Origin of the sequence: Enterobacter sp. 04-C-12-SI-ECC, from assembly GCF_047530715.1 — a bacterium.
GTDB classification, from domain to species: domain Bacteria; phylum Pseudomonadota; class Gammaproteobacteria; order Enterobacterales; family Enterobacteriaceae; genus Enterobacter; species Enterobacter bugandensis.
Window position 1 is genome coordinate 44,369 of record NZ_JBLKDI010000019.1, and the last position, 24,651, is coordinate 69,019.

Here is a 24,651-nt window from a genome sequence, read left to right on the forward strand (position 1 = left end):
AGGAATACCGCTGTGTCTAAACAAAACCGTGCTACCCGCTCATCGCCACTGCCTGCGGGCATTGTGGAAATGTCGGTACGCAGACCGCCCCACATTACCCATGCCACACCCGATTTTCTGGCTGAAGAAGTGCCCGTTGCCCTCGTTTACAACGGTATTTCGCACGTGGTGATGATGGCCTCACCCAAAGATCTCGAACTGTTCGCCATCGGTTTTTCCCTTTCGGAAGGCATCATTTCGCACCCGCAGGAGATCTACGGCATGGACGTGGTTCAGGCGTGTAACGGTCTTGAAGTGCAAATCGAACTCTCCAGCCGCCGCTTTATGGGGCTGAAAGAGCGCCGCCGCGCGCTGGCCGGGCGTACCGGGTGCGGTGTCTGTGGTGTTGAGCAGCTTAATGATATTGGCAAGCCCGTTGCGCCACTGCCGTTTACCCAGACCTTCAATCTGGCGCATCTCGACCGTGCGCTGGAAAATCTCAACGATGTTCAGCCCATCGGCCAACTGAGCGGCTGCACGCACGCGGCGGCGTGGGTATTGCCGTCAGGAGATATTGCTGGAGGGCATGAGGACGTGGGCCGCCACGTCGCGCTCGACAAGCTATTAGGCCGTCGTGCGGGGGAAAGCGATCTCTGGCAGCAGGGCGCGGCGCTTGTTTCCAGCCGCGCCAGCTATGAGATGGTGCAGAAATCCGCGATGTGCGGCGTGGAGATTCTGTTTGCGGTGTCGGCGGCAACCACGCTGGCGGTGGAGGTGGCGGAGCGCTGCAATCTGACGCTGGTGGGGTTCTGCAAGCCGGGCAGGGCGACGATTTATACCCATCCGCAGCGGTTAATGGTTGATCAGTAATTTTGAACGATAATAGCAAATCCTTCCGCTTTTAGTTGTTCAGGATGAGGGCTAGTATTTATCTCATCAAGGCACGGTGCCTTACCTAAACAACTTAATGAAAGGGTTTATATCATGAAAAGCATCAAAACTTTTGTCGCTGTAATCGCTCTGGCTACTTCTTTCGGTTCTTTCGCTGCACAGACAGTGACCGCCTCTGCTTCCACCATTGATAGCGCAGAAGCGAAAATCGCGGCTCAGGCTCAGGAAGCGGGCGCGTCATCCTACAAAATTACCCAGGCGTTCACCGGTAACCGCGTACACATGACCGCTGAACTGAACAAATAATTTCGCTATACCGTCGAAAGAGCGCCCTTGGGGCGCTTTTTTAGTTTATACCCGCCAGACGCAGCAGCGCCGTCACCACCGCCGCCGCGACGATCACCACAATTAACGGCATTTTTCGCCATGCCAGAAACACCGCGAACCCCACGCCCAGCACGCGCGCCATGCCCGCAAAATGTTCCCCTTCATAAAACGTGGTCGCCAGCGCGACGGAGAACAGCAAAACGGTAGCCGCATCGGAAAGCAGCGCCTGTGATCGTTCAGAGAGAGCCAGCCGGTTGCCCAGCTTTGCCCCGCCGAGACGCATCAGGTAGGTTCCGGCAGAAAGGATGGCGATGCCGAGAATAAAAAACGTCATGTTTCCCATTATTTTTTCCTCGCAGCGAGACCGAGTAACGAGAGCAGAACCGGTAAACCCACCGGGGCAAACGGCACGGCAGCCAGTGATAGCGCGGCACCGCTGCAGGCGCGGATCAGCGTGGTACGGTTTTTAAACGCGGGTACCACTAACGCCAGCAGGATCGCCGGAAACACCGCGTCCAGCCCGATGGTCTCCGGGTCCGGCAGCAGTTTACCGACCATGGCACCCAGCAGCGCCCCCACCGGCCAGATAATCGCCACGCCTAAACCGCACAGCCAGTAGGCCGCTTTACGCTGCTCGGGCGTTTTTTGCGACAGGCCAAACACCACGCTTTCATCGTTCATGATGTGACAGCCGAGATAGCTCAAACCCCGTTTGCCCACCAGTTCACGCACCGTCACGCCAAACGGCACATGGCGCGCGTTGACCAGCAAACCGGCGGCCGCTGCCGCCAGCGGGTTACCTCCGCTTGCCACAATGCCGATAAACATAAACTCGGATGCGCCCGCCAGCACCGTGAGGGAAAGCACAAACGGCACCCACAGCGGAAAACCGTAGGCCATCGCCAGGGAGCCGTAAGACATGCCGACCACGCCTACCGCGAGGCAGACCAAAATTATCGCTTTTATCGTGTCGCCTTTCAGGCAAGAGAGGGGATTCTTCATATCATTTTAGCCATATCGAACGTATTTCTATTATAATGAACGCATCAAGATCGTTTTACAAGATGAACGAATCGTTCGTTATAGAGAGACAGAGGCCGTTTTTATGACGCAGCCAATCAGCGTGATCGCCAAAAGCCTGGTGCGGGAACGCCTGCGAACCGGGCTGTCACTGGCGGAAATTGCCCGCCGTGCCGGGATCGCCAAATCTACGCTTTCTCAGCTGGAGTCTGGCAACGGCAATCCTAGCCTGGAAACGCTCTGGTCGCTTTGCGTGGCGCTGGATATTCCGTTTGCCCGGTTACTGGAGCCGCAGCAGCCCGTCACGCAGGTGATCCGCCGCGGCGAGGGCACCAAGGTGGTTGCCGGGCAGGCAAACTACGAGGCGATTTTGCTGGCGGCGTGTCCGCCGGGCGCGCGTCGTGATATCTATCTGCTGCTGACGCAGCCGGGCGCAGACCGTATTTCCCAGCCGCATCCGCCGGGGTCGGTTGAGCATATTATCGTGACCCAGGGGCGGGCGATGGTCGGCCTGATCGACGCGGCGGAAGAACTCGGCCCGGGCGATTACATTTGCTACCCTGCCGACCAGCCGCATATCTTTAAGGCGCTGGAGCCAGACACCCACGCCCTTCTGGTGGCGGAACAAAATTAACGAAGATACGGAAAATCATGTCGCTCAAAGCCATTGCTAAAGAACTGGGGCTGTCCGTCACTACCGTCAGCCGCGCCCTCAACGGGTATGACGATGTGTCTGCTGAGACGCGCGCCCGCGTGGAGGCGGAGGCCCAGCGCCGTGGTTACCGACCTAATACGTTTGCGCGCCGGCTGAAGATGGGCAAAATCGATGCCGTCGGCCTCGTTTTTCCCGTGCATCCTGTTCCACTCAATAATAGCGTTTTTATGGACATGGTCGGCGAAATTAGCCACGAACTGGCGCGACATGAGATCGACCTGCTGCTCATCGCCGACGATGATCTGGCGGATAAGCACAGCTATATGCGCATGGTGCAAAGCCGCCGCGTGGATGCGCTGATTGTGGCCCACACGCTCGATCGCGATCCGCGACTTGAACAGCTGCAGGCCGTCGGTTTCCCTTTTCTGGCGCTTGGCCGCAGTCAGCTGCCGCAGCCGTACGCATGGTTCGACTTTGACAACTATGCTGGCACGTACCAGGCCACCCGCTGGCTGATTGAGAAAGGCCATCAGCGCATCGCCCTGCTGGGCGAAAGCAATAATCAGGCATTCATCACCCAGCGGCGACAGGGCTACCTGGACGCGCTGCGGGAAGCCGGGCTCTCCAGCGAATGGCTGCGCGCTATGCCCCCTTCGCGCCGCGTGGGGTATGCCACCACGAAAGAACTTCTCTCCCTGCCGCAGCCCCCCACGGCCATCATTACCGACTGCAACACCCACGGCGACGGCGCGGCGATGGCGCTGGCGGAACTGGGCCGCCTGACAGGCGAGAACGCCGTTGCGCTGGTGGTTTATGACGGACTTCCACAGGACAGCATCGTTGATGCTGACGTGGCGGCAGTGATCCAGTCCACTCGTCAGGGCGTCGGGAAACAGATTGCCGATATGGTGCGCCAGCTGATTAACGGCGACGACGTCGAACGGCTCCAGGTGCTCTGGCAGCCCGAATTCTTCCCGGGCCAGACGGCCTAAACCGCGTAAATTTCCAAACCCGATCACAGATCCGAAACGTTTTGGTTTGTATCCGAAACGTTTCGGATCAACACTCAAGACATCCCGACGACAGGAGATGTCTGATGCAAGATGCCATTTTACGACTCGAAAGCACCACGGTTGACGTGGTGATAAAAACCCAACCGTTCGCCGAAATTCTCTACTGGGGGCCGCACCTTCAGCACTTTTCGCCGCAGAATGTCGCTACGCTGGCTCGGCCGGTGGCAAACGGCAGGCTGGATGTGGACTCCCCGGTGACGCTGATGGCCGAACTGGGGCACGGGCTGTTTGGCTCGCCCGGTATTGAGGGGCATCGCCAGGGGCTGGACGGTTCCCCGGTGTTTAAAACCACGCAGGTGCAGCAGGACGTAAACACCCTGACGATAACCGCCGAAGATGAATGCGCGGGACTGCGTCTGACCAGCGAGCTGACGCTGGAGGCCAGCGGCGTGCTGGTGGTGCGCCATGGAGTAACCAACCTGAAAGCGCAGGTGTGGCAGGTGGACCGATTCGCCGTCACGCTGCCGGTGGCCGAGCGCGCGCAGGAGGTTATGGCCTTTCACGGACGCTGGATCAGAGAATTTCAGCCGCACCGCGTCACGCTTGAACACGACAGCTTTATCATTGAAAACCGTCGGGGTAAAACGTCCCACGAACATTTTCCGGCGCTGATCGCCGGTACGCCATCGTTCAGCGAAATGCAGGGCGACGTCTGGGGCGTGCATTTGGGCTGGAGCGGCAACCACCGCCTGCGCGCCGAAGCGAAAACCGATGGTCGCCGTTATATACAGGCAGAAGCACTCTACCTGCCGGGTGAAATGGCGATTGAAGAGGGCGAAACGCTCTGGACGCCGCGCCTGTATGCCAGCTACTCCCCGCACGGGCTGAACGGCATGAGCCAGCAGTTCCACCGCTACCTGCGCAACAGCATCATCCGCTTCCCGGAAAACAAACCGCGCCCGGTACACCTCAATACCTGGGAGGGGATCTACTTCAGCCACGATCCGGAGTACATCATGCGCATGGCCGACGAGGCCGCCGCGCTGGGCGTGGAGCGCTTTATCATTGACGACGGCTGGTTCAAAGGCCGCAACGACGACCATGCCGCGCTGGGCGACTGGTACCTGGATGAGAAAAAATACCCGAACGGCCTGACGCCGGTAATCAGTCACGTTAAACGGCTCGGCATGGAGTTTGGCATCTGGATCGAGCCGGAGATGATTAACCCGGATTCCGATCTGTATCGCGCGCATCCTGACTGGGTGCTGGCGCTGCCGGGCTATCCCCAGGCGACCGGGCGGCACCAGCTGGTGCTCAATCTCAACATCCCGCAGGCCTTTGATTACCTGGTGGAGCGCATGAGCTGGCTGCTGGGCGAGCATGCGGTTGATTACGTGAAATGGGACATGAACCGCGAACTGGTGCAGCCCGGGCACAACGGTAAAGCCGCCGCCGACGCGCAGACTCGCCAGTTTTACCGCCTGCTGGACGTGCTGGGCGAGCGTTTTCCGCACATTGAATTTGAATCCTGCTCCTCCGGCGGGGGGCGAATCGATTATGAAGTGCTGACCCGCAGCCACCGTTTCTGGGCTTCCGACAACAACGACGCGCTGGAGCGCAACACGATCCAGCGCGGCATGAGCTACTTCTTCCCGCCGGAGGTGATGGGGGCGCATATCGGTCATCATAAATGTCACGCCACCTTCCGCCAGCATAGCATCGCTTTCCGTGGGCTGACGGCGCTGTTTGGGCATATGGGGCTGGAGCTGGATCCGCTCACCGTCGATGTGCAGGAGCGTGAGGGCTATCGCCATTACGCCGCGCTGTATAAGCGGTGGCGCGAGGTGATTCATCACGGTACCCAGTGGCGCGTGGACATGCCGGATGCCACCACGCTGGCGCAGGGTATAGTGAGCGAAGACAAAACGCAGGGGCTGTTTATGGTCAGCCAGCTCGCGATGCCGGATTACACCCTGATGATGCCGCTGCGCATGCCGGGGTTAGACGCCAGCGCGCAGTACCGTATCACGCTGCTGGATCATCCGAACATTCAGATCACGGGCGAGGGGGGGCACACCATGCGCAAGCTGCCAGCGTGGATGGAAGCCCCGCAAACGGCAAGCGGCGAATGGCTGATGCGGGCGGGTATTGCGCTGCCGATTCTGGATCCGGAAACCGCCATTCTGATTGGCGTGGAACGCGTGTAAAGGTGACGGGCCGGGCAACCGGCCCTCCGTTGAGGATAAAAATAATGAACACAACAACCTGTACCCACAAAGACAACCCCAATTTCTGGATCTTCGGGCTGTTCTTCTTTCTCTACTTCTTCATCATGGCCACCTGCTTTCCGTTCCTGCCGATTTGGCTGTCGGACATCATCGGTCTGAACAAAACCCATACCGGGATTGTCTTCTCCTGCATCTCGCTGTCTGCCATCGCGTTCCAGCCGGTGCTGGGCGTCATTTCGGACAAGCTGGGGCTGAAAAAACACCTGCTGTGGATAATCTCGGTGCTGCTGTTTCTGTTCGCACCGTTCTTCCTGTACGTCTTCGCGCCGCTGCTGAAAGCCAATATCTGGCTGGGCGCGCTGAGCGGCGGGCTGTATATCGGCTTTGTTTTTTCAGCCGGATCCGGGGCCATTGAGGCCTACATTGAACGCGTGAGCCGCAACAGCTTCTTTGAGTACGGCAAGGCGCGCATGTTTGGCTGCCTCGGCTGGGGGCTGTGCGCCTCAACGGGCGGCATCCTGTTCGGCATCGATCCGTCGTATGTTTTCTGGATGGGATCGGCGGCGGCACTTTTGCTGATGCTGTTGCTGGTGGTCGCGAAACCGAAGCCCAACCAGACGGCGCAGGTGATGAACGCCCTGGGCGCGAACCAGCCGCAGATCACCGCTAAAACCGTGTTCAACCTGTTCCGCCAGCGCAGAATGTGGATGTTCATCCTGTACGTGATTGGCGTAGCCTGCGTGTATGACGTTTTCGACCAGCAGTTTGCCACCTTCTTTAAAACCTTCTTCGCCACGCCGCAGGAAGGGACCCGCGCCTTTGGTTTTGCCACCACGGCGGGGGAGATTTGTAACGCCATCATCATGTTCTGCTCGCCGTGGATCATTAACCGCATCGGCGCGAAGAACACGTTGCTGATCGCCGGGGTGATTATGGCGACGCGCATTATCGGCTCGTCGTTTGCCACCACCGCCGTGGAGGTCATCGCCCTCAAGATGTTGCACGCCCTGGAAGTCCCGTTCCTGCTGGTGGGGGCATTCAAATACATTACCGGAGTGTTTGATACGCGCCTGTCGGCCACCATCTACCTGATTGGCTTCCAGTTTGCCAAACAGTCGGCAGCGATTTTCCTCTCCGCCTTTGCCGGAAATATGTATGACCGGATCGGCTTCCAGGAGACGTACCTGATGCTGGGCTGTTTCGTGCTGGCGATTACGGTGGTGTCGGCGTTTACGCTGAGCAGCAGGCGGGAGATTGCTACACGAAGTAACACGGTGGAGGCGAACCAGGCATAGGCGCTGTAAAACGACGAAACCCACCAGAGGTGGGTTTCATAAATCGCTTTGCCTATGGTGTACGCAACCAGAACCTATAAAAAGGGGAAGTAGACAGTACAGGCTTTCAGGACCAAATTCTAACGGTTGAAGGATCCACCGTCAACTGTATCTACAGGTCTATGGTATGCTTCGGCACATCGTTCTGGGAGCACGAATAAATGCCGCAAGCTACTAATTATAAACCGATTATTTCATTGATCTCATCAATACGTCTGGACGGATATCGCACAACGTTTCGTCCGAATAATGAATGCGAATTATACGGCATATACATCTGGTCTCAGCATGCAGCAGCGTCCATTTATCCTCTCCTCCAAAACCTTGAGATCTCTTTAAGAAACGCCGTCGACAGAGAAGCCAGGGTGAGATTTGGCGATATGTGGTGGGAAACGATTCACTGCACAAAAGACCGGGATGAGTGTCATTTCTATAAAAACATCGAAAAGGCTAAAGAGTGCCTTACCCGGGAATGGCGCAAAAAAGAGATGAGACGCAGGCGAGGAGCTTATGCTCAGGTGCAACCGGTCCCGGAATGGAGTCACGATCGTATTATTGCCTCAACGGATTTTAGTACCTGGCATTATGTTTTGAATAATGAGTTTAACGCTCCCGCGCCGCGAGATAACCACGGGTATTTATGGCCAAAATCATTGAGTAAAGTATTTAAAAATTACGCCAGAATCAACACGAACCCGCAAAAAGTCAGAAAAACGCTGATCGATCTCATCTTTGAACTGAGAGAGTATCGCAACCGTATTTCCCATCACGAACCTATCTGGGTTAAAGCGCCAAACGTGAATGACGCAAGAACGGCGATTGATACGATAAGAGTCAAGATAAACAAGATTGAACTTATCATCGAAGCCCTTGATATTAATCTGCTTAAGGTGATGAAAAAGGTAGGGCTGTTTGAGAATGCCAGACGCGTTTGTTCACTAGAAGAGCTTAATATCTATCGTTATACGAAACCGTTTTGTGCGTTATCGCCCGAGCAGATTGCCGTTATCGAACAGTACTGTCACGATGCGAAAGAGAGGAACGAAACCATCATCTGGGAGCATGATACGGTAGTTTATGGATTGAGAACCTTGCGCTAAAAGCAGGTGACGCGTGCGTTGCATCACCTGCTTTGCCGTTACGCTAAGTAAAACACCTCTTTCAGTCCCGAACTCACCGGGCTGTTATCCGGGTTCGACGGCATGACGTCAGCCATATATTTCCACCAGCGCTGGCACACGTCGGTATTCGCCACTGCGTTCCAGCGCTCCTCCGACTCAATCTCCACCGTCGCAAAAAGCAGGTTGCGTTCTCTGTCGAGATAAATGGCGTAGTGGTGCGCGCCGTGGGCTTTCAGGACAGCTTCCAGTTCGGGCCAGATCGGATTGTGGCGACGCGCGTACTCCTCGTACGCGTCCGGGTTTATCTGCATCACAAACGCTTTGCGGATCATAATGCCTCCAGGTACAGCTCGCGGACCTCGTCGCGGCTGGCGGTGCGTGGGTTGCACGGCGCGCACGGATCGGCGAGGGCTTTATCCAGCCAGCCTTCGATATCGGCTTTGGTGACGCCGAGCTGGCTGAAGCCGGACGGAATGCCGACGCGGGCGCTCAGGTCGCGAATCGCCTGAATGGCGGACATGCTGGCGGCTTCATCGCTCATCCCGCGGGTATCGACGCCCATTGCCTGCGCCACGCGGGCAAAACGCGTGACCGCGTTCGGGCGGTTAAAGTTTTCGATGATCGGCAGCAGGATGGCGTTACACACGCCATGCGGCAGGTTGTGCGTTGCGCCCGGCTGGTGCGCCAGAGCGTGTACCAGCCCCAGCCCTGCGCTGTTAAACGCCATACCTGCCAGGTACTGACCAAACGCCATCTGCTCGCGCGCTTCCAGGTTATGACCGTCGTCGACCGCTTTCGGCAGCCAGAGGTTGATCAGGCGAATCGCTTCCAGCGCGTTGGCATCGGTCAGCGGGTGCGCGCCAACGGACACGTAGGCTTCAATGGCGTGCGTTAACGCATCCATACCGGTCGCGGCGGTCACCGGGGCCGGAATATCAAGCATCACGCTGGCATCGTCCACCGCGATATCCGGGATGATGTTCGGGTCGATGATGACTTCTTTCACCTGACGCGCGGAATCGATGATCACTGCGTTGCTGGTCATCTCTGCCGCGGTGCCTGCAGTAGTGTTGATCGCCACCAGCGGCACGCCCGCGTTTTTCACTTTGCCGACGCCGGAATAATCGGTTGACGGACCCGGGTTGGCGGTGAGGATTTTTATCGCTTTGGCGGTATCAATCGGGCTGCCGCCGCCAAAGGCGATGATGTAATCACACTCCGCGTCCCGGTAAGCCGCAAATCCTTTTTGCACCAGCGCTTCCGTCGGGTTCGGAAACACCTCATCGAACAGGTGATATGACATTTGATGGGCGTCCAGCGCGGTAAACAGGCTGTCGAGCAGGCCCAGTTTCACCAGTTGGCCGTCGGTGACAACCAGCGCTTTGCCCCACTGCCTGGTCGCTACCAGGTTGACCATATCGCCGATTGCACCCGCGCCATGCAGGCTAATTTTGGGAAGTGCCAACATAAAGCTCATGATAATTCTCCTTAACTATCGCCTGTGGCGTTACGCGTATAAATCCAGGGCCGACTGCATCGGGGTAACGCCAAAACGTTTGCCCAGCGCGATCAGCTCTTCCCGGGTGATGGTCTGCTTCATGCCGCCCATGGAGTAGACCTTCACCAGCACCTCCGCGGATTTCTCGGCGGTGTCGATCAGGCCGAAGGTTTCATCCAGCGTCGGACCGCTGCCGAAGACGCCGTGGAACGGCCACAGCACCAGGGCGTGCTTTTGCATATCCGTCGCGGTCGCCTGGCCGATTTCGTCGGTACCCGGCACCATCCACGGCAGAATACCGACACCGTCCGGGAACACCACCAGGCATTCGGTACTGCCTTCCCACAGCTTGCGGGTAAAGAAATCAGAATTATTTTCCAGCACGTAGGTCAGGGCGATCAGGTTAGTGGCGTGGCAGTGCATGATCACGCGGTCTTTGCCGTCAGTCGCCTTGATGCGCTCGCAGTGGGAGAGGAAGTGCGCCGGCAGTTCAGAGGTCGGCACCGCGTCGTCCGTTAGCCCCCACAGAATGTGGTAGCCCGCGCCGTCGCTGTCTACCCTCACGACGCCGAGATTGGCTTCCGGGTCCAGTTGAACGTTTCGGAAGAACTTGCCGGAGCCGGTAACGATAAACGGCGTGTTGGCGAGCAGCGGCATCGGCTGACTCAGGGCAATATAGCGCGGCTTCTGGTGAAAATCGGCGGCGTACGGCTCGATGTCCGCATCGTCCAGGCGCAGCGTGAGGTTGCCGCCGTTGCGCTCGTCCCAGCCCTTCAGCCAGGCGTCGGAGGTGGCTTTGATCATGCCCTGGACGAACCAGGAGGTGGTGATGGTCTGCATACAGTGTTTCCTTTGAAAATGCCGGGTGGCGTTACGCTTACCCGGCCTGCTTTTACCTGTAGGCCCGGCATGCAATGCGCTGCCGGGCGATATTTTTTACTGACGAGCGGCGAGCACGTCTTTCTCATACGCCCGCACGTTGTCCAGCCACTGGCTGCCCGCCGGGGCATCGTGACGCTGGCAGTACATCTCCCATACCGCCTGCCACGGCAGGGACTTTTGCTCCTCCAGCAGCGCCAGACGTGCGGTGTAGTCGCCGTTTTCTTCAAGCTGTTTCAGCGCGGCGGTTGGTTCCAGCAGAGCGCGCAGCAGCGCTTTTTTCATGTTGCGGGTGCCGATAACCCACGCCGCGATGCGGTTGATGGAGGCGTCGAAGAAGTCGAGCCCGATGTGCACGCGGTCAAACAGATCGTGGCGGATGATTTCGCTGGCAATCGCCTGGGTTTCGTCGTCCAGCAGGACCACGTGGTCGCTGTCCCAGCGCACCGGACGGCTGACGTGCAGCAGCAGGCGCGGCACGTAGAGCATGGCGGCGGAAATTTTGTCGGAGATGACTTCCGTTGGATGGAAGTGGCCAGCATCCAGGCACAGCGCGGTCTGGCGGCTGGTGGCGTAGCCCATGTAGAACTCGTTCGAGCCGACGGTGTAGCTTTCTGCGCCAATGCCGAACAGCTTGCTCTCCACCGCGTCGATATGGTGCGCCGGATCAAGCTTCTCGCTGATGGCTTTATCCAGCGCGGCCAGCAGGCGCTGGCGTGGCGCCAGACGGTCTACGGTGATGTCCTTCATGCCGTCCGGGATCCAGATATTCATCACCGACGGCGTGCCGAGCTGCTCGCCGAAATAGGCCGAGACGCGGCGGCTCGCCTTCACGTGGTCGATCCAGAAATGCCGGATTTCGTCGTTGGCGTGTGCAAGGGTAAACCCGTCCGCGCTCAGCGGGTGCGAGAAGCAGGACGGGTTAAAATCCAGTCCCAGCCGGTTGGCCTTTGCCCACTCCACCCAGTTCTTAAAGTGTTCCGGTTTGATTTCGTTACGCGCGACCGGCGCGTCGGATTCGAGATAAATCGCGTGCAGGTTCAGCCGTTTTGGCCCTGGGATGAGGCTCAACGCTATTTCAAGATCCGCACGCAGTTCGGTGGCGTTACGCGCTTTTCCCGGGTAGTTACCCGTTGCCTGAATGCCACCCGTCAGGGAACCGCCCGGATTCTCGAAGCCGGCAACGTCATCACCCTGCCAGCAGTGCATGGAGACGGGCAGACGGTCGAGCTGGCGCAGCGCCTCTTCGACATCCACGCCGACGGCGGCGAAACGCTGTTTAGCCAGGTCCCAGGCTTGTTCAAGTTGAGTGGTCATGCGCAAAGCTCCTTAGTCAGTCGTTTTTGCTGAAACTGCGCCCGGTAGCGGGCAATGTCATGGCAGGGATTGGGGGTGAAGGTGGTCAGGCTGTTATTCGCCGTCACCACCGAACGGAAATCGTCGACGTTTGATAGTTCGTCCAGCGTCATCAACTGAATGCCAATGTTGCCGAGCGTGGAAGCCTCTACGGGGCCTGCCACCACGGTAATGCCGCAGGCATCGGCGCAGAGCTGGTTCAGCAGCTGGTTCTGGCAGCCGCCGCCCACGATGTGCAGCTGGCTGAACGGTTTACCGCGAAGGTCAGCCAGTTCGCTCAGGATGTCGGCATAGAGCAGGGCGAGGCTGTCAAAAATACAGCGCGCCAGCTCGGCGGGGCGGGAAGGTACCGGCTGCCCCGCGTCAAAACAGGCGGCCTGGATCTCAGCGCTCATGTGCACCGGGTTAATAAAGCGGTCGTCGTTCGGGTTAATCAGGAAGGTGCAGGCCTTTAGCTTTTCGGTTTCCGCGATAAGCGCGAGCAGGTCGGTGACGTTCTGCTCTTTCAGCACCCGCTGGAGCAGCCATAGGCCCATAATGTTCTTCAGCACGCGGTAGCGTCCTTCGGCACCGCCTTCGTTGGTGATATTGGCGGCCAGCGCGGCGTCGCTGGTGTAAGGCGTTTTGCTCTCAAAACCCATCAGCGACCAGGTGCCGGAGGAGAGATAGGCCGCGTCTTTGCTGGCGAGCGGCGAGGCAATGACCGCGCTTGCGGTGTCGTGACTGGCGACGGCGACAACGGGAATTTCATTCCCCTGCGGGCAAATCCACTGGCCGATCACATTACCCGGATGGGTTGGCGCGCCGAACCAGGACGGCGAGGCGCCCGTCCATGCCAGCAGGTGTTCATCCCAGTTATCGGTGTTGATATTGACCAGCTGCGTGGTGGTGGCGTTGGTGTATTCCCAGTTCATGTTGCCGGTCAGACGATAGCTTAAGTAATCCGGGATCAGCAGCGCATGCGCCACCTTTTCAACCAGCTCTGGCTGTTGCTCCACCAGCGCGCGCAGCTGGTACAGCGTGTTAAACGGCAGAAACTGAATGCCGCTGCGACCATAGATGTTCTCCTTGCCAAGCTGCGCGATGGCGTGCGCCATCAGCCCATCGGTGCGGCTGTCGCGGTAGGAGACGGGCAGGCCAACGCGTTCGCCGTGACTGTCCAGCAGCACGTAATCCACGCCCCAGGTATCAATGCCGATACTGTCGATGCGGATACCGTCTTCGCAGACGTTGTGAAGTCCGGTGCGGATCTCCGCCTCCAGCGCATCGATATCCCAGGTCACAAAACCGTCCTGTTTTTGCAGACAATTGGCGAAACGGTGCATTTCGCGAAGCGTAAGGGTGTGCTGGTCACAGTCCCAGGTGGCGAGCATTACACGGCCGCTGGATGCGCCTAAATCGACAGCCACACAATGGCGAAAAGTCATGGTCGGGTCCTTTCTTAAGTCATTAGCGATGAGTGTAAGAAAGGGAAGAAATAGCCACCTTCTCGCCACTGACAGCCCAAATCTCGCGCTGGCAAGAAAGCAAAGGTGAACGTGAGGGAGTTCACAGTTTCCAGTAATGACGGGGTTTGCAGGCAGTGTGACGGTGACCGCATTTCCCGATCTTTCCTCCTGTTTCTTGAAAAACCGGCAGCTTTTGCGCGGTTTACTGTCAAAAATTTAAGGTGAGCGTGGAGGGCCTTAATTACTATTTTGAGAACTTTTCTCATTGGTGGGGGCCGTTATGACCGTACTGCACAGCGTCGATTTTTTTCCTTCGGGGGCTTCTCCCGTCGCGATTGAGCCACGGCTTCCTCAGGCTGCGTTCCCGGAGCATCATCATGATTTTCATGAGATTGTGATTGTTGAGCACGGAACAGGCATCCACGTATTCAACGGTCAGCCGTATACCATCAGCGGCGGTACGGTGTGCTTCGTGCGCGACCACGACAGACACCTGTATGAACATACCGACAACCTGTGTCTGACCAACGTGCTCTATCGTTCCCCGGACGCGTTCCAGTTTCTCTCCGGGTTGAATCAGCTGTTGCCGCAGGAGAAGGACGGCCACTACCCGTCGCACTGGCGGGTGAATCAATCCACGTTACAGCAGGTGCGTCAGCTGGTGAGCCAGATGGAGCAGAGCGAGGACGGGCAGGAGACGCACGCGATTGCCACCCGCGAGCTGCTGTTTATGCAGCTGCTGGTGCTGCTGCGCCGCAGCAGCCTGGTGGAAGGGATGGAAAATAATGACGCACGGCTGAACCAGCTTATGGCCTGGCTGGAAGATCATTTCGCTGAAGATGTCTGCTGGGAAACGCTGGCGGACGACTTTTCGCTCTCGCTGCGCACGCTGCATCGTCAGCTCAAGCAGCATACCGGGCTCACGCCGCAGCGTTACCTTAACCGTCTGCGCCTGATCAAAGCGCGTCACCTTTTACGGCATACCGACGAAAGCGTTACAGAAATTGCTTATCGCTGCGGTTTCGGCGACAGTAATCACTTTTCGACGCTATTTCGCCGGGAATTTAGCTGGTCGCCGCGCGATATTCGTCAGGGGAAAGACGCGTTGCTTCAGTAACGCGAGGGCAGTCACCGTTTTCTGGCCGCAAAAAAGCTAATAATGCCCGGTTATTCGCCGTAGAGGTTGTGGTGTGGCCGCTCAGTTAATTCTTCGCAAAGATGATTTTTTTGCCTCCGCGAGTCAGGCCGTCGCGGTGGCCGACCGTTACCCGCAAAACGTTTTTGCCGAGCACACCCATGAATTCTGCGAGCTGGTGCTGGTGTGGCGCGGCAACGGCCTGCACGTCCTCAACGACCGGCCCTACCGCATCACGCGCGGGGATCTGTTTTACATTCGCGCCGAAGACAAACACGCCTACGCCTCGGTTAACGATCTGGTGTTGCAGAACGTCATCTACTGCCCTGACAGGCTTAAATTGAATGTCGACTGGGCGAGCAACATTCCGGGCATTTTGAATGCCGGAGGCGAACCGCACTGGCGCTTAAGCAGCAGCGGCATGGCTCAGGTGCGCCAGACGATTTCCCAGCTGGAGCAGGAGAGCCAGAAGAGCGACCCGGTGGCAAACCAGATGTCGGAGCTGCTCTTCGCTCAGCTGGTGATGACCCTGAAGCGCCATCGTTACGCCACGGATAATCCTTCCGCCACCACGCAGGAAGCGCTGCTGGATAAGCTGATTGCCCGGCTTGCGGGCAGCCTGAATAAAAGCTTTGTGCTGGAAAAATTCTGCGAGCAGGAGCAGTGCAGCGAGCGCGCGCTGCGCCAGCAGTTCCGCACCCAGACGGGAATGACGATAAACCATTATCTGCGCCAGCTGCGCATCTGCCACGCTCAGTATCTGTTACAGCATACGGAGCTGATGGTCAGTGAAGTGGCGATGCGCTGCGGCTTTGAGGACAGTAATTACTTTTCGGTGGTGTTTAACCGTGAGGTGGGGATGACGCCGGTTCAGTGGCGTCATCGCAGTCGAAAAGCAGCGTAATCAGTTCGCCATGCCGAGGCCGACGATATTGGCCGCAATGATAATCACCACGCAGCCCAGGCTCAGTACGCCAACCGGACGACGTCCGGCGTTGTTCCACTCCTTCAGCACCAGCCCAACCAGACCGCCGCACAGCACGTAGAAGCTCATGTGCAGCATCCAGCTTATGTAGTCGTACTGCGGCGGAATGCTGGCGTGGCCCCAGGCGTAGAAGAAGAACTGCAGATACCACATCAGGCCGCCGAGCGCGGAGAGCAGAATGTTGGTAAGGATCAGCGGTTTTGCCAGCGAGAAGTCGGCTTTTAGCGACAGGTTCTTCACTTTTGCCAGACGAATGAGGCAGAAACCGAGGTTTACCAGCGCGCCGCCGCCCATGATCACCACGTAGCTTGGCAGGGCAACATACAGCGGGTCAACGCCCAGCGCCGCAGCGGCGTCGTGCATCGGTTTGGCGGCGTTCATGGCGAACGACATGCCCGCCGAGAAGACCCCGCACATCACCGCCAGCAGCAGCCCTTTCTTCAGGTTGAACTCTTCGGCCCTGATGCCCATCTTGCGTTCTTTTAGCTGGCCTGCGCGGGTAACGATTCCCACGCCGATCACCGCCACCAGCACGCCCAGCAGCGTCATCCGGCCGCCCTGGGTGTTGATCAGCACGTCGAAATGGCCGTTAAGGATTGGCGTCATCAGCGTGCCCACTATCAGCGTAATGCCAATCGCGATGCCGATACCCATCGACATCCCGAGGTAGCGCATGGTCAGGCCGTAGTTGATGTTGCCGATGCCCCACATCGCGCCGAACAGGAATACCGGTAGCAGGGTGGAGGCGTTGAAGGAGGAGAAGTAGCCCCAGAAATCGGGCAGCAGCATGGCGCTGATTGTCCACGGCAAAATCAGCCAGGACACGGTACCGCCAACGGACCACATGGTTTCCCACGACCAGCCTTTCACCTTTTTGAACGGGGCATAGAAACAGGCTGCACTGGCTGCGCCTATTAAATGCCAGAAGATACCCATCGTAATCGCATGATTCATTTTTACGTCCTCATCGTTTTTATAGCCGGAGGCTTCCCCCCGACTTGATGAGTGTAAAAATTAGGCTGTTCAGGAACCTTCAGAAGGTTGCCGCACTTTTGTTTTGAATGGCAATCAGCACGTTAAGCGCGTGAGCAGACTCACAATTCCTTTATTTCTCAAAAACCGAATAACCATATAAAAACTACGGCATTGATAATCATTTTCAATATCATTTAATTAACTATAATGAACCAACTGCTTACGCGGCATTAACAGCTGTGCCGCCCGACAATAATGGAGAGGATTATGAGTTATACACTGCCATCCCTGCCGTATGCCTACGACGCACTGGAACCGCATTTCGACAAGCAGACGATGGAAATCCATCACACTAAACACCACCAGACCTACGTGAACAACGCGAACGCGGCGCTGGAAAGCCTGCCTGAGTTCGCTAATCTGCCTGTTGAAGAGCTGATCACCAAGCTGGACCAGCTGCCAGCAGACAAGAAAACCGTACTGCGTAACAACGCGGGCGGTCACGCTAACCACAGCCTGTTCTGGAAAGGCCTGAAAACCGGCACCACCCTACAGGGCGACCTGAAAGCGGCTATCGAGCGCGACTTCGGTTCCGTAGACAACTTCAAATCGGAATTCGAAAAAGCCGCTGCAACCCGCTTCGGCTCTGGCTGGGCGTGGCTGGTTCTGAAAGGCGACAAGCTGGCAGTGGTTTCTACTGCTAACCAGGACTCCCCGCTGATGGGTGAAGCGATCTCTGGCGCATCCGGTTTCCCAATCTTGGGTCTGGACGTGTGGGAACACGCTTACTACCTGAAGTTCCAGAACCGTCGCCCTGACTACATCAAAGCGTTCTGGGATGTCGTGAACTGGGACGAAGCAGCAGCGCGTTTCGCCGCTAAAAAATAAGGTTGCATTGACGCCTGTGAGAAGCGAGTCTGATGACTCGCTTTTTTTGTATCTGCGTAATGGAGGCAGCGATGCATTACCCGGTGAACGTGTTTACAGGCAAGGTAAGGGAGTACGACGGCAGCCGCCCGAGCGCCATCGCCAAAGTGCAGGTCGACGGTGAACTGTCGCTGACCGAGCTCGGGCTTGTGGGCGACCAGCAGGCCGAAAAGAAAATCCACGGCGGGCCCGATCGCGCGCTGTGCCACTATCCGCGCGAGCACTATCAGCACTGGAAAATCGAATTTCCTGAGCAGGCGGACCTCTTCGTCGCGCCCGCGTTTGGCGAAAATCTCTCAACGGAAGGGCTGACGGAAAAGAACGTCTTTATTGGCGATATTTACCGCTGGGGCGATGCCCTGATTCAGGTCACCCAGCCACGCTCGCCGTGCTTCAAGCTCAACTACCATTTTGGGATTCAGGATATGTCGGCCCAGCTGCAAAACACGGGTAAAACTGGCTGGCTGTACCGCGTGGTGCTTGCAGGACAAGTATCTGCGGATGCCCCGCTTGAGCTCGCGTCGCGTTTGAGCGACGTGTCCGTTTACGACGCCTGCGCGATTGCCTGGCATATGCCTTTTGACGATGAACAGTATCATCGCCTGCTGTCGGCGGCGGGGTTGTCTATCAGTTGGACGAGAACGATGCAGAAGCGGCGTATAAGCGGGAAGATCGAGAGTAGTTCGCGGAGATTGTGGGGGAAATAGGTTCCGTAGAACGTAGGCCGGGTAAGGCGAAGCCGCCACCCGGCACATACCGTTACGAACGCTTATACAGCGGTAGCCACAGCGTTAACCGCAGCCCGCCCAGCGGGCTGTCGTCGGCTTTTACCCAGCCGCGGTGCTGCTGCATGGCGGTTTCTACAATCGCCAGACCCAGCCCCGTACCGCCGGACTCACGGTCGCGCGCTTCGTCGGTGCGGTAGAACGGACGGAAAATCTGCTCGCGATCTTCCGGGCTGACGCCTGGACCATCGTCATCGACAATGACGGTGATCCCGTCTTTATCCACCGAAAACGCCACTTCAATCTTCGTGTGCGAGTAGCGCAGGGCGTTACGCACGATATTCTCCAGCGCGCTTTCCAGCGCGTTAGGGTTACCGTACAGCGGCCACGGGCCCGGCGGGAAGTTGACGGTGAACGATTTCCCCATCTGCTCCGCTTCGAAGGCCGCGTTATCCAGCACCTCGTGCCACAGGTGATTGGCTTTCACCGTTTCGCTCACCAGCGCGTTTTTCTGCTGGTTGCGCGACATCACCAGCAGATCGTTAATCATGCTGTCCAGACGATGCGCTTCCGTTTCAATACGCTCCAGCTCTTTGCTTTCCCCGCTGCGGCGACGCAGCAGGGCGGTGCCCAGCTGTAAGCGCGTGAGCGGCGTACGCAGTTCGTGTGAGATGTCCGACAGCAGGCGTTGCTGGGCCGTCATCATCCGATCAAGCGCGCTCACCATCTGGTTAAAGCTGGTGCCGGCGGCCAGGAACTCCTGCGGCCCGGATTCCAGCTCCGGATGCTGCCTGAGATTGCCTTGTGCCACTTCGTCCGCCGCGTTTTTCAGCTTACGAGCCGGTTTCGCCAGGCTCCACGCCAGCCATAACAGCAGCGGGGAACTGACCAGCATCGTGACGATCAGCAGCAGAAGCGGACGGTCAAACAGCAGGTTGATGAAGTCGGACTGGGAACTGCTCGCAGGGCGAATCAGGTAGAGCTGGTAGTTATCTTCCCCATCCCGTACCGAGAAAGGGCCGACCATCTCTACCCGACCATATTTCTTTTTCTGTGGGTGATCGGCGTTATCCGCCTGGCCAATAAAGTTGCGGATGATCTGCATTTCATTGCGATCGGCGCCAATCACGCGGCCTTCGCTGGTAACCAGCAAAAGACGTTGTCCTGGCGGCGCCCACTTGTCGATAGCGCGAAACAGCCTGCGCCACCACATTAAATCGTTCGGCGGATCGTTTGCCAGCTCCGCTTCCACGTGCTGCTCGATCATCACGCCCTGACGTTGCTCGCTGTCGAGAAGCTCCGTCATTTGGCGTGAGTCGAGTTTTGGCAACATCAAAACGAGCATTAAAACCAGTGCCAGCGTCAGCCAGAAGATGGCGAAGATGCGGGCGGTTAAGCTGCCTATCATGAAGCAGAAACCATCAGATAACCGCGACCACGCAGGGTTTTAAACCATGGGTGACCGTCTTTACGCTCCGGCAGCTTGCGGCGCAGGTTAGAGATGTGCATGTCGATGGCGCGGTCAAACGGCGTGAGGCGTTTGCCCAGCACTTCCTGGCTTAAATGTTCACGCGATACCACCTGGCCAAGATGTTGCGCCAGTAGATACAGCAGTGTGAACTCGGTGCCAGTAAGCTCCAGCGTCTGGCCGTCGAAGCTTGCTTCCTGACGGCCCGGGTTCAGGCTCAGGGAGTCCACTTCCAGCGTTGGCGAGCTGTTGTCGGTATTCTGCTGCTGCTCGCTCCAGTGGGAACGACGCAGGATCGCGCGAATACGGGCCACCAGTTCACGGTCGTTGAACGGCTTCGGTAAATAGTCATCCGCACCCAGCTCAAGGCCGAGAACGCGGTCAAGCTCGCTGCCGCGGGCGGTCAGCATGATAACGGGGGTCTGGTGTGTCTGGCGAAGCTCTTTCAGCGTATCAATACCGTTTTTCTTTGGCATCATTACGTCGAGCAAAAGTAGATCGATGCTGTCGTCAAGGAGACTCAGCGCCTGCTCGCCATCATGGGCAACCAGGACGTTGAAACCTTCCATGTCGAGCAACTCCTTTAAAAGGGATGTGAGCTCTCGGTCATCGTCAACTAACAGGATTTTATTCATTGTTTAAATACCTCCGAGGCAGAAATTACGACATCAAGGCTATCTAATCCATGACTTTACGTTGTTTTACACCCCCTGACGCATGTTTGCAGCCTGAATCGTAGACTGTCTCTCGTTGAATCGCGACACGAAAGATTTTGGGAGCAAGTGATGCGCAAAGTTACCGCTGCCGTCATGGCCTCAACGCTGGCGTTCAGTGCGTTTAGCCAGGCTGCTGTAGCTATCATCGGCGATAACGGTTCCTCGCAAGAGGGCGCAACGCAGCACAGCAGCCAAAGCCATATGTTTGACGGCATAAGTTTAACCGAACATCAGCGTCAACAGATGCGAGATCTGATGCAGAGGGCACGACACGACCAGCCCCCTGTTAATGTTAGCGAAATGGAGACAATGCATCGCCTTGTCACCGCAGAAAATTTTGACGAAAGCGCTGTTCGCGCTCAGGCCGAAAAAATGGCACAGGAACAGGTTGCCCGCCAGGTAGAAATGGCGAAGGTCCGCAACCAGATGTTCCACCTGCTAACGCCCGAGCAGCAAGCGGTTTTGAATGCCAAACATCAGCAGCGTATGGACCAGCTGCGTGAGGTTGCACGGATGCAGCGAAGCTCAGAAGCGACGTTTTTCAGTAGCAATAGCAGTACCCGTAGTAACCAGTAAACCCTGTTTTCCTTGCCATAGACACCATCCCTGTCTTCCCCCACATGATGTGGGGGTTTTTTTTGCCCCGCATTCTGATTTGTTAACCGTTTATTCATCCTTTGCCTCCCCATGCTTCCGTTATACTAGCGGCATGACATGACAGGAGCGTTTATGAATCAATCCTATGGAAGGCTGGTAAGCCGGGCCGCCATTGCGGCGACCGTCATGGCCTCTGGCCTGCTGCTGATCAAAATCTTTGCCTGGTGGTATACCGGCTCGGTCAGTATTCTGGCGGCGCTGGTGGATTCACTGGTCGATATCGCCGCCTCGCTGACCAACCTCCTGGTGGTGCGCTACTCGCTGCAGCCGGCGGATGAAGAGCACACGTTTGGGCACGGCAAGGCGGAATCGCTCGCGGCGCTGGCGCAAAGTATGTTCATTTCTGGCTCTGCACTGTTCCTGTTTTTGACCGGTATTCAGCATCTGGTTTCACCTTCACCGATGAACAATCCCGGTGTCGGCGTGGTCGTCACGGTCATTGCACTTATAAGCACACTTGTTCTGGTAACGTTCCAGCGCTGGGTCGTTCGCAAAACGCAAAGTCAGGCCGTACGGGCGGATATGCTTCATTATCAATCTGATGTTATGATGAATGGGGCTATTCTTATTGCGCTCGGTCTGGCCTGGTATGGCTGGCATCGGGCCGATGCGTTGTTTGCGTTAGGGATTGGTATCTATATTTTATATAGCGCCCTGCGGATGGGGTATGACGCGGTGCAATCACTGCTCGATCGCGCTCTTCCGGACTCAGAACGTAACGAAATTTTTTCTATCGTGACCTCCTGGCCCGGCGTCAGCGGTGCACACGATCTTCGAACGCGGCAGTCAGGGCCGACCCGCTTTATTCAGATTCATATTGAAATGGAAGACAACCTGCCACTGGTACAGGCTCACGTTATTGCTGAGCAGGTCGAGCAGGCGATTTTGCAGCGTTTTCCTGGTTCAGACGTCATCATTCACCAGGATCCCTGCTCGGTTGTACCCGGACATGTTGGGCTTTCGTAATTCGTTGTAAAAAAGTGAGCCAGGCCAGCATTTTGTGTATAAATTACCGCCATTTGGTCTGACCTGAATCAATTCAGCCAGAAGGGATTGATATACTATTTGCAGTATTCGTTGGTCGATAAGTTTCTTCCGGCAACAGATTTCAATTTTGCATTCCTAAGTTCAGAGGTAGTCATGATTAAGAAAATCGGTGTGTTGACAAGCGGCGGTGATGCGCCGGGCATGAACGCGGCAATTCGTGGGGTTGTCCGTGCAGCGCTGACGGAAGGTCTGGAAGTTTTTGGTATCTATGATGGTTACCTGGGTCTGTATGAAGACCGTATGGTTCAGCTCGACCGCTACAGCGTGTCTGACATGATCAACCGTGGCGGTACCTTCCTTGGGTCTGCGCGCTTCCCGGAATTCCGTGACGAACACATCCGTGAAGTGGCTATCGAGAACATGAAAAAGCGTGGTCTGGACGCGCTGGTCGTTATCGGCGGTGACGGCTCGTACATGGGTGCAAAACGTCTGACCGAAATGGGCTTCCCGTGCATCGGCCTGCCGGGCACCATAGACAACGACATCAAAGGCACTGACTACACCATCGGTTACTTCACCGCGCTGGGCACCGTTGTGGAAGCCATTGACCGCCTGCGTGACACCTCTTCTTCTCACCAGCGTATCTCTATCGTTGAAGTGATGGGCCGTTACTGCGGTGACCTGACCCTGGCAGCGGCTATCGCCGGTGGTTGTGAGTTTGTGGTGGTTCCTGAAGTGGAATTCAGCCGCGAAGATCTGGTTGCTGAAATCAAAGCCGGTATCGCGAAAGGTAAGAAACACGCGATTGTGGCTATCACCGAGCACATCTGTGACGTTGACGAGCTGGCGAAGTACATCGAAACCGAAACCAAACGCGAAACCCGCGCGACCGTTCTGGGCCACATCCAGCGCGGCGGTTCCCCTGGCCCGTACGACCGTATTCTGGCGTCCCGTATGGGCGCGTACGCTATCGAGCTGCTGCTGCAGGGCCACGGTGGCCGCTGCGTCGGTATTCAGAACGAACAGCTGGTGCATCATGACATCATCGACGCGATTGAAAACATGAAGCGTCCGTTCAAAGGTGACTGGCTGGACTGCGCGAAAAAACTGTACTGATCCTTCAAGCCCTCTTCTTTCTGAAGAGGGCTTTTATTCCTCCACGTTATAGCCAATCTTTTTTTATTCTTTAATCATCGATTCGCTTTCTGGCACGCTGCATTCATCAAAACACTACACAAGAGAGCTGGGCGATGAATAAATGGGGCGTGGGGTTAACATTATTGCTGGCATCGACCAGCGTGCTGGCAAAGGACATTCAACTTCTCAACGTGTCGTACGACCCGACGCGTGAGCTGTACGATCAATACAACAAAGCCTTCGCGGCGCACTGGAAGCAGGAAACCGGCGATAACGTGGTGGTTCGCCAGTCGCACGGTGGCTCTGGTAAGCAGGCGACATCTGTGATTAACGGTATTGAAGCCGACGTGGTTACCCTGGCGCTGGCCTATGATGTCGACGCTATCGCCGAGCGTGGCCGTATCGACAAAAACTGGATCAAACGCCTGCCGGACAACTCCGCGCCATACACCTCGACCATCGTCTTCCTGGTGCGTAAAGGCAACCCGAAACAGATTAAGGACTGGAACGACCTGATCAAACCGGGCGTTTCTGTGATTACCCCGAACCCGAAAAGCTCCGGCGGGGCACGCTGGAACTACCTGGCGGCCTGGGGCTACGCGCTGCACCACAACAACGGTGACCAGGCTAAAGCACAGGAGTTCGTCAAATCCCTGTACAAAAACGTTGAAGTGCTGGACTCCGGCGCGCGCGGTGCCACTAACACCTTCGTCGAGCGCGGAATTGGCGACGTGCTTATTGCCTGGGAAAACGAAGCCCTGCTGGCGACCCACGAACTGGGTAAAGACAAGTTTGAGATCGTGACTCCGAGCGAATCCATCCTCGCCGAGCCGACCGTTTCCGTGGTCGATAAGGTCGTTGATAAGAAAGGCACCAAAGCGGTGGCGGAAGCCTACCTGAAATATCTCTACTCGCCGGAAGGCCAGGAAATCGCGGCGAAGAACTTCTATCGTCCGCGCGATGCGGCTGTCGCGAAGAAATACGACAGCGAATTCCCGAAACTGAAGCTCTTCACCATTGATGATGTGTTCGGCGGCTGGACGAAAGCGCAGAAAGAGCACTTCTCTAATGGCGGCACCTTCGACCAGATTAGCCAGCGTTAACGGTTAGCAAACGACACGGCGACCCGGTGTGAGAAATCCACCGGGTTTTTTATTTGGTCATCATTTTGCGTTACTCTTTTGCCTCTA

The 24,651-nt window shown here is 56.9% G+C and carries 25 protein-coding genes; 15 read left to right on the forward strand and 10 right to left on the reverse strand.

The window, feature by feature from the left end; genetic code table 11:
• Positions 1 to 12: 12 nt before the first annotated feature.
• Together fdhD and ACMWL8_RS20110 are read left to right on the forward strand one after the other, a co-directional pair.
• Entirely contained in the window at positions 13 to 849 is an 837-nt protein-coding gene (gene fdhD / locus ACMWL8_RS20105) for a formate dehydrogenase accessory sulfurtransferase FdhD (protein WP_045260237.1), read from the forward strand.
• Positions 850 to 963: 114 nt separating this feature from the next.
• Complete coding sequence (locus ACMWL8_RS20110) at positions 964 to 1,176, forward strand: DUF1471 domain-containing protein (RefSeq protein WP_028014869.1); 213 nt, start codon at positions 964 to 966, stop codon at positions 1,174 to 1,176.
• A gap of 40 nt (positions 1,177 to 1,216) precedes the next feature.
• On the opposite strand, the gene ACMWL8_RS20115 is transcribed toward ACMWL8_RS20110, so the two are convergent.
• Positions 1,217 to 1,540, reverse strand: a complete 324-nt coding sequence (locus ACMWL8_RS20115) for an AzlD domain-containing protein (RefSeq protein ID WP_028014868.1) — start codon at positions 1,538 to 1,540, stop codon at positions 1,217 to 1,219.
• Positions 1,540 to 2,199, reverse strand: coding sequence for an AzlC family ABC transporter permease (locus tag ACMWL8_RS20120; RefSeq protein ID WP_028014867.1), 660 nt, complete (start codon positions 2,197 to 2,199; stop codon positions 1,540 to 1,542). Before ACMWL8_RS20120 ends, ACMWL8_RS20115 begins: the two co-directional genes overlap by 1 nt.
• A 103-nt stretch (positions 2,200 to 2,302) precedes the next feature.
• Here ACMWL8_RS20120 and ACMWL8_RS20125 point away from each other — a divergent pair, with 103 nt between their 5' ends.
• The 5 genes from ACMWL8_RS20125 to ACMWL8_RS20145 all read left to right on the forward strand — a co-directional run bounded on the left by ACMWL8_RS20125 (position 2,303) and on the right by ACMWL8_RS20145 (position 8,547).
• Complete coding sequence (locus ACMWL8_RS20125; protein WP_003861973.1) at positions 2,303 to 2,851, forward strand: helix-turn-helix domain-containing protein; 549 nt, start codon at positions 2,303 to 2,305, stop codon at positions 2,849 to 2,851.
• 17 nt (positions 2,852 to 2,868) lie between these two features.
• Positions 2,869 to 3,864, forward strand: coding sequence for a LacI family DNA-binding transcriptional regulator (locus tag ACMWL8_RS20130; protein WP_045260238.1), 996 nt, complete (start codon positions 2,869 to 2,871; stop codon positions 3,862 to 3,864).
• A gap of 104 nt (positions 3,865 to 3,968) precedes the next feature.
• A complete protein-coding gene (locus ACMWL8_RS20135; RefSeq protein ID WP_045260239.1) occupies positions 3,969 to 6,092 on the forward strand; it encodes an alpha-galactosidase in 2,124 nt (707 codons plus the stop codon).
• 44 nt (positions 6,093 to 6,136) lie between these two features.
• Positions 6,137 to 7,408 (forward strand): MFS transporter, encoded by a 1,272-nt coding sequence (locus tag ACMWL8_RS20140; protein ID WP_045260240.1) that lies wholly within the window; start codon positions 6,137 to 6,139, stop codon positions 7,406 to 7,408.
• Positions 7,409 to 7,608: 200 nt separating this feature from the next.
• Positions 7,609 to 8,547 carry an Abi family protein gene (locus ACMWL8_RS20145; RefSeq protein WP_052682972.1) on the forward strand — a complete coding sequence of 313 codons (939 nt, stop codon included), beginning with the start codon at positions 7,609 to 7,611 and terminating at the stop codon, positions 8,545 to 8,547.
• 38 nt (positions 8,548 to 8,585) lie between these two features.
• Here the strand turns inward: ACMWL8_RS20145 and rhaM are convergent, their stop codons facing one another.
• The 5 genes from rhaM to rhaB all read right to left on the reverse strand — a co-directional run bounded on the left by rhaM (position 8,586) and on the right by rhaB (position 13,728).
• A complete protein-coding gene (gene rhaM / locus ACMWL8_RS20150; RefSeq protein WP_045260241.1) occupies positions 8,586 to 8,900 on the reverse strand; it encodes an L-rhamnose mutarotase in 315 nt (104 codons plus the stop codon).
• Positions 8,897 to 10,045, reverse strand: a complete 1,149-nt coding sequence (fucO, locus tag ACMWL8_RS20155) for a lactaldehyde reductase (protein ID WP_045260242.1) — start codon at positions 10,043 to 10,045, stop codon at positions 8,897 to 8,899. The genes rhaM and fucO overlap by 4 nt, the downstream gene beginning before the upstream one ends.
• A 30-nt stretch (positions 10,046 to 10,075) precedes the next feature.
• Positions 10,076 to 10,906: a rhamnulose-1-phosphate aldolase gene (gene rhaD / locus ACMWL8_RS20160; RefSeq protein WP_045260243.1), complete on the reverse strand. Its 831-nt coding sequence runs from the start codon at positions 10,904 to 10,906 to the stop codon at positions 10,076 to 10,078.
• 96 nt (positions 10,907 to 11,002) lie between these two features.
• On the reverse strand, positions 11,003 to 12,262 hold the full coding sequence (gene rhaA / locus ACMWL8_RS20165; RefSeq protein WP_045260244.1) for an L-rhamnose isomerase: 1,260 nt from the start codon (positions 12,260 to 12,262) through the stop codon (positions 11,003 to 11,005).
• Complete coding sequence (rhaB, locus tag ACMWL8_RS20170) at positions 12,259 to 13,728, reverse strand: rhamnulokinase (RefSeq protein WP_045260245.1); 1,470 nt, start codon at positions 13,726 to 13,728, stop codon at positions 12,259 to 12,261. The genes rhaA and rhaB overlap by 4 nt, the downstream gene beginning before the upstream one ends.
• Before the next feature lie 301 nt (positions 13,729 to 14,029).
• Here rhaB and rhaS point away from each other — a divergent pair, with 301 nt between their 5' ends.
• Entirely contained in the window at positions 14,030 to 14,866 is an 837-nt protein-coding gene (rhaS, locus tag ACMWL8_RS20175; RefSeq protein WP_041911785.1) for an HTH-type transcriptional activator RhaS, read from the forward strand.
• A 73-nt stretch (positions 14,867 to 14,939) separates the two neighbouring features.
• Positions 14,940 to 15,788 (forward strand): HTH-type transcriptional activator RhaR, encoded by an 849-nt coding sequence (gene rhaR, locus ACMWL8_RS20180; protein ID WP_028014857.1) that lies wholly within the window; start codon positions 14,940 to 14,942, stop codon positions 15,786 to 15,788.
• Here rhaR and rhaT read toward each other — a convergent pair whose 3' ends face one another.
• Complete coding sequence (gene rhaT, locus ACMWL8_RS20185; protein WP_045260246.1) at positions 15,789 to 16,823, reverse strand: L-rhamnose/proton symporter RhaT; 1,035 nt, start codon at positions 16,821 to 16,823, stop codon at positions 15,789 to 15,791.
• Positions 16,824 to 17,111: 288 nt separating this feature from the next.
• Between rhaT and sodA the strand changes: the two genes are divergently transcribed.
• Positions 17,112 to 17,732: a superoxide dismutase [Mn] gene (gene sodA, locus ACMWL8_RS20190; RefSeq protein ID WP_045260247.1), complete on the forward strand. Its 621-nt coding sequence runs from the start codon at positions 17,112 to 17,114 to the stop codon at positions 17,730 to 17,732.
• Positions 17,733 to 17,803: 71 nt separating this feature from the next.
• Positions 17,804 to 18,478, forward strand: a complete 675-nt coding sequence (gene yiiM, locus ACMWL8_RS20195; RefSeq protein WP_045260248.1) for a 6-hydroxyaminopurine reductase — start codon at positions 17,804 to 17,806, stop codon at positions 18,476 to 18,478.
• Positions 18,479 to 18,530: 52 nt separating this feature from the next.
• On the opposite strand, the gene cpxA is transcribed toward yiiM, so the two are convergent.
• The gene (cpxA, locus tag ACMWL8_RS20200; protein ID WP_003862003.1) at positions 18,531 to 19,904 is read right to left on the reverse strand and encodes an envelope stress sensor histidine kinase CpxA; all 1,374 of its coding nucleotides are present in this window, start codon (positions 19,902 to 19,904) and stop codon (positions 18,531 to 18,533) included.
• Positions 19,901 to 20,599, reverse strand: coding sequence for an envelope stress response regulator transcription factor CpxR (cpxR, locus tag ACMWL8_RS20205; RefSeq protein WP_006179159.1), 699 nt, complete (start codon positions 20,597 to 20,599; stop codon positions 19,901 to 19,903). The genes cpxA and cpxR overlap by 4 nt, the downstream gene beginning before the upstream one ends.
• Before the next feature lie 150 nt (positions 20,600 to 20,749).
• On the opposite strand from cpxR, the gene cpxP reads away from it, so the two are divergent.
• The 4 genes from cpxP to ACMWL8_RS20225 all read left to right on the forward strand — a co-directional run bounded on the left by cpxP (position 20,750) and on the right by ACMWL8_RS20225 (position 24,564).
• Complete coding sequence (gene cpxP / locus ACMWL8_RS20210) at positions 20,750 to 21,256, forward strand: cell-envelope stress modulator CpxP (RefSeq protein WP_028014854.1); 507 nt, start codon at positions 20,750 to 20,752, stop codon at positions 21,254 to 21,256.
• Between the two features lie 153 nt (positions 21,257 to 21,409).
• Complete coding sequence (gene fieF, locus ACMWL8_RS20215) at positions 21,410 to 22,303, forward strand: CDF family cation-efflux transporter FieF (protein ID WP_028014853.1); 894 nt, start codon at positions 21,410 to 21,412, stop codon at positions 22,301 to 22,303.
• 174 nt (positions 22,304 to 22,477) lie between these two features.
• Entirely contained in the window at positions 22,478 to 23,440 is a 963-nt protein-coding gene (gene pfkA / locus ACMWL8_RS20220; protein ID WP_028014852.1) for a 6-phosphofructokinase, read from the forward strand.
• A 134-nt stretch (positions 23,441 to 23,574) separates the two neighbouring features.
• A complete protein-coding gene (locus tag ACMWL8_RS20225; protein ID WP_028014851.1) occupies positions 23,575 to 24,564 on the forward strand; it encodes a sulfate ABC transporter substrate-binding protein in 990 nt (329 codons plus the stop codon).
• Positions 24,565 to 24,651: the final 87 nt, after the last annotated feature.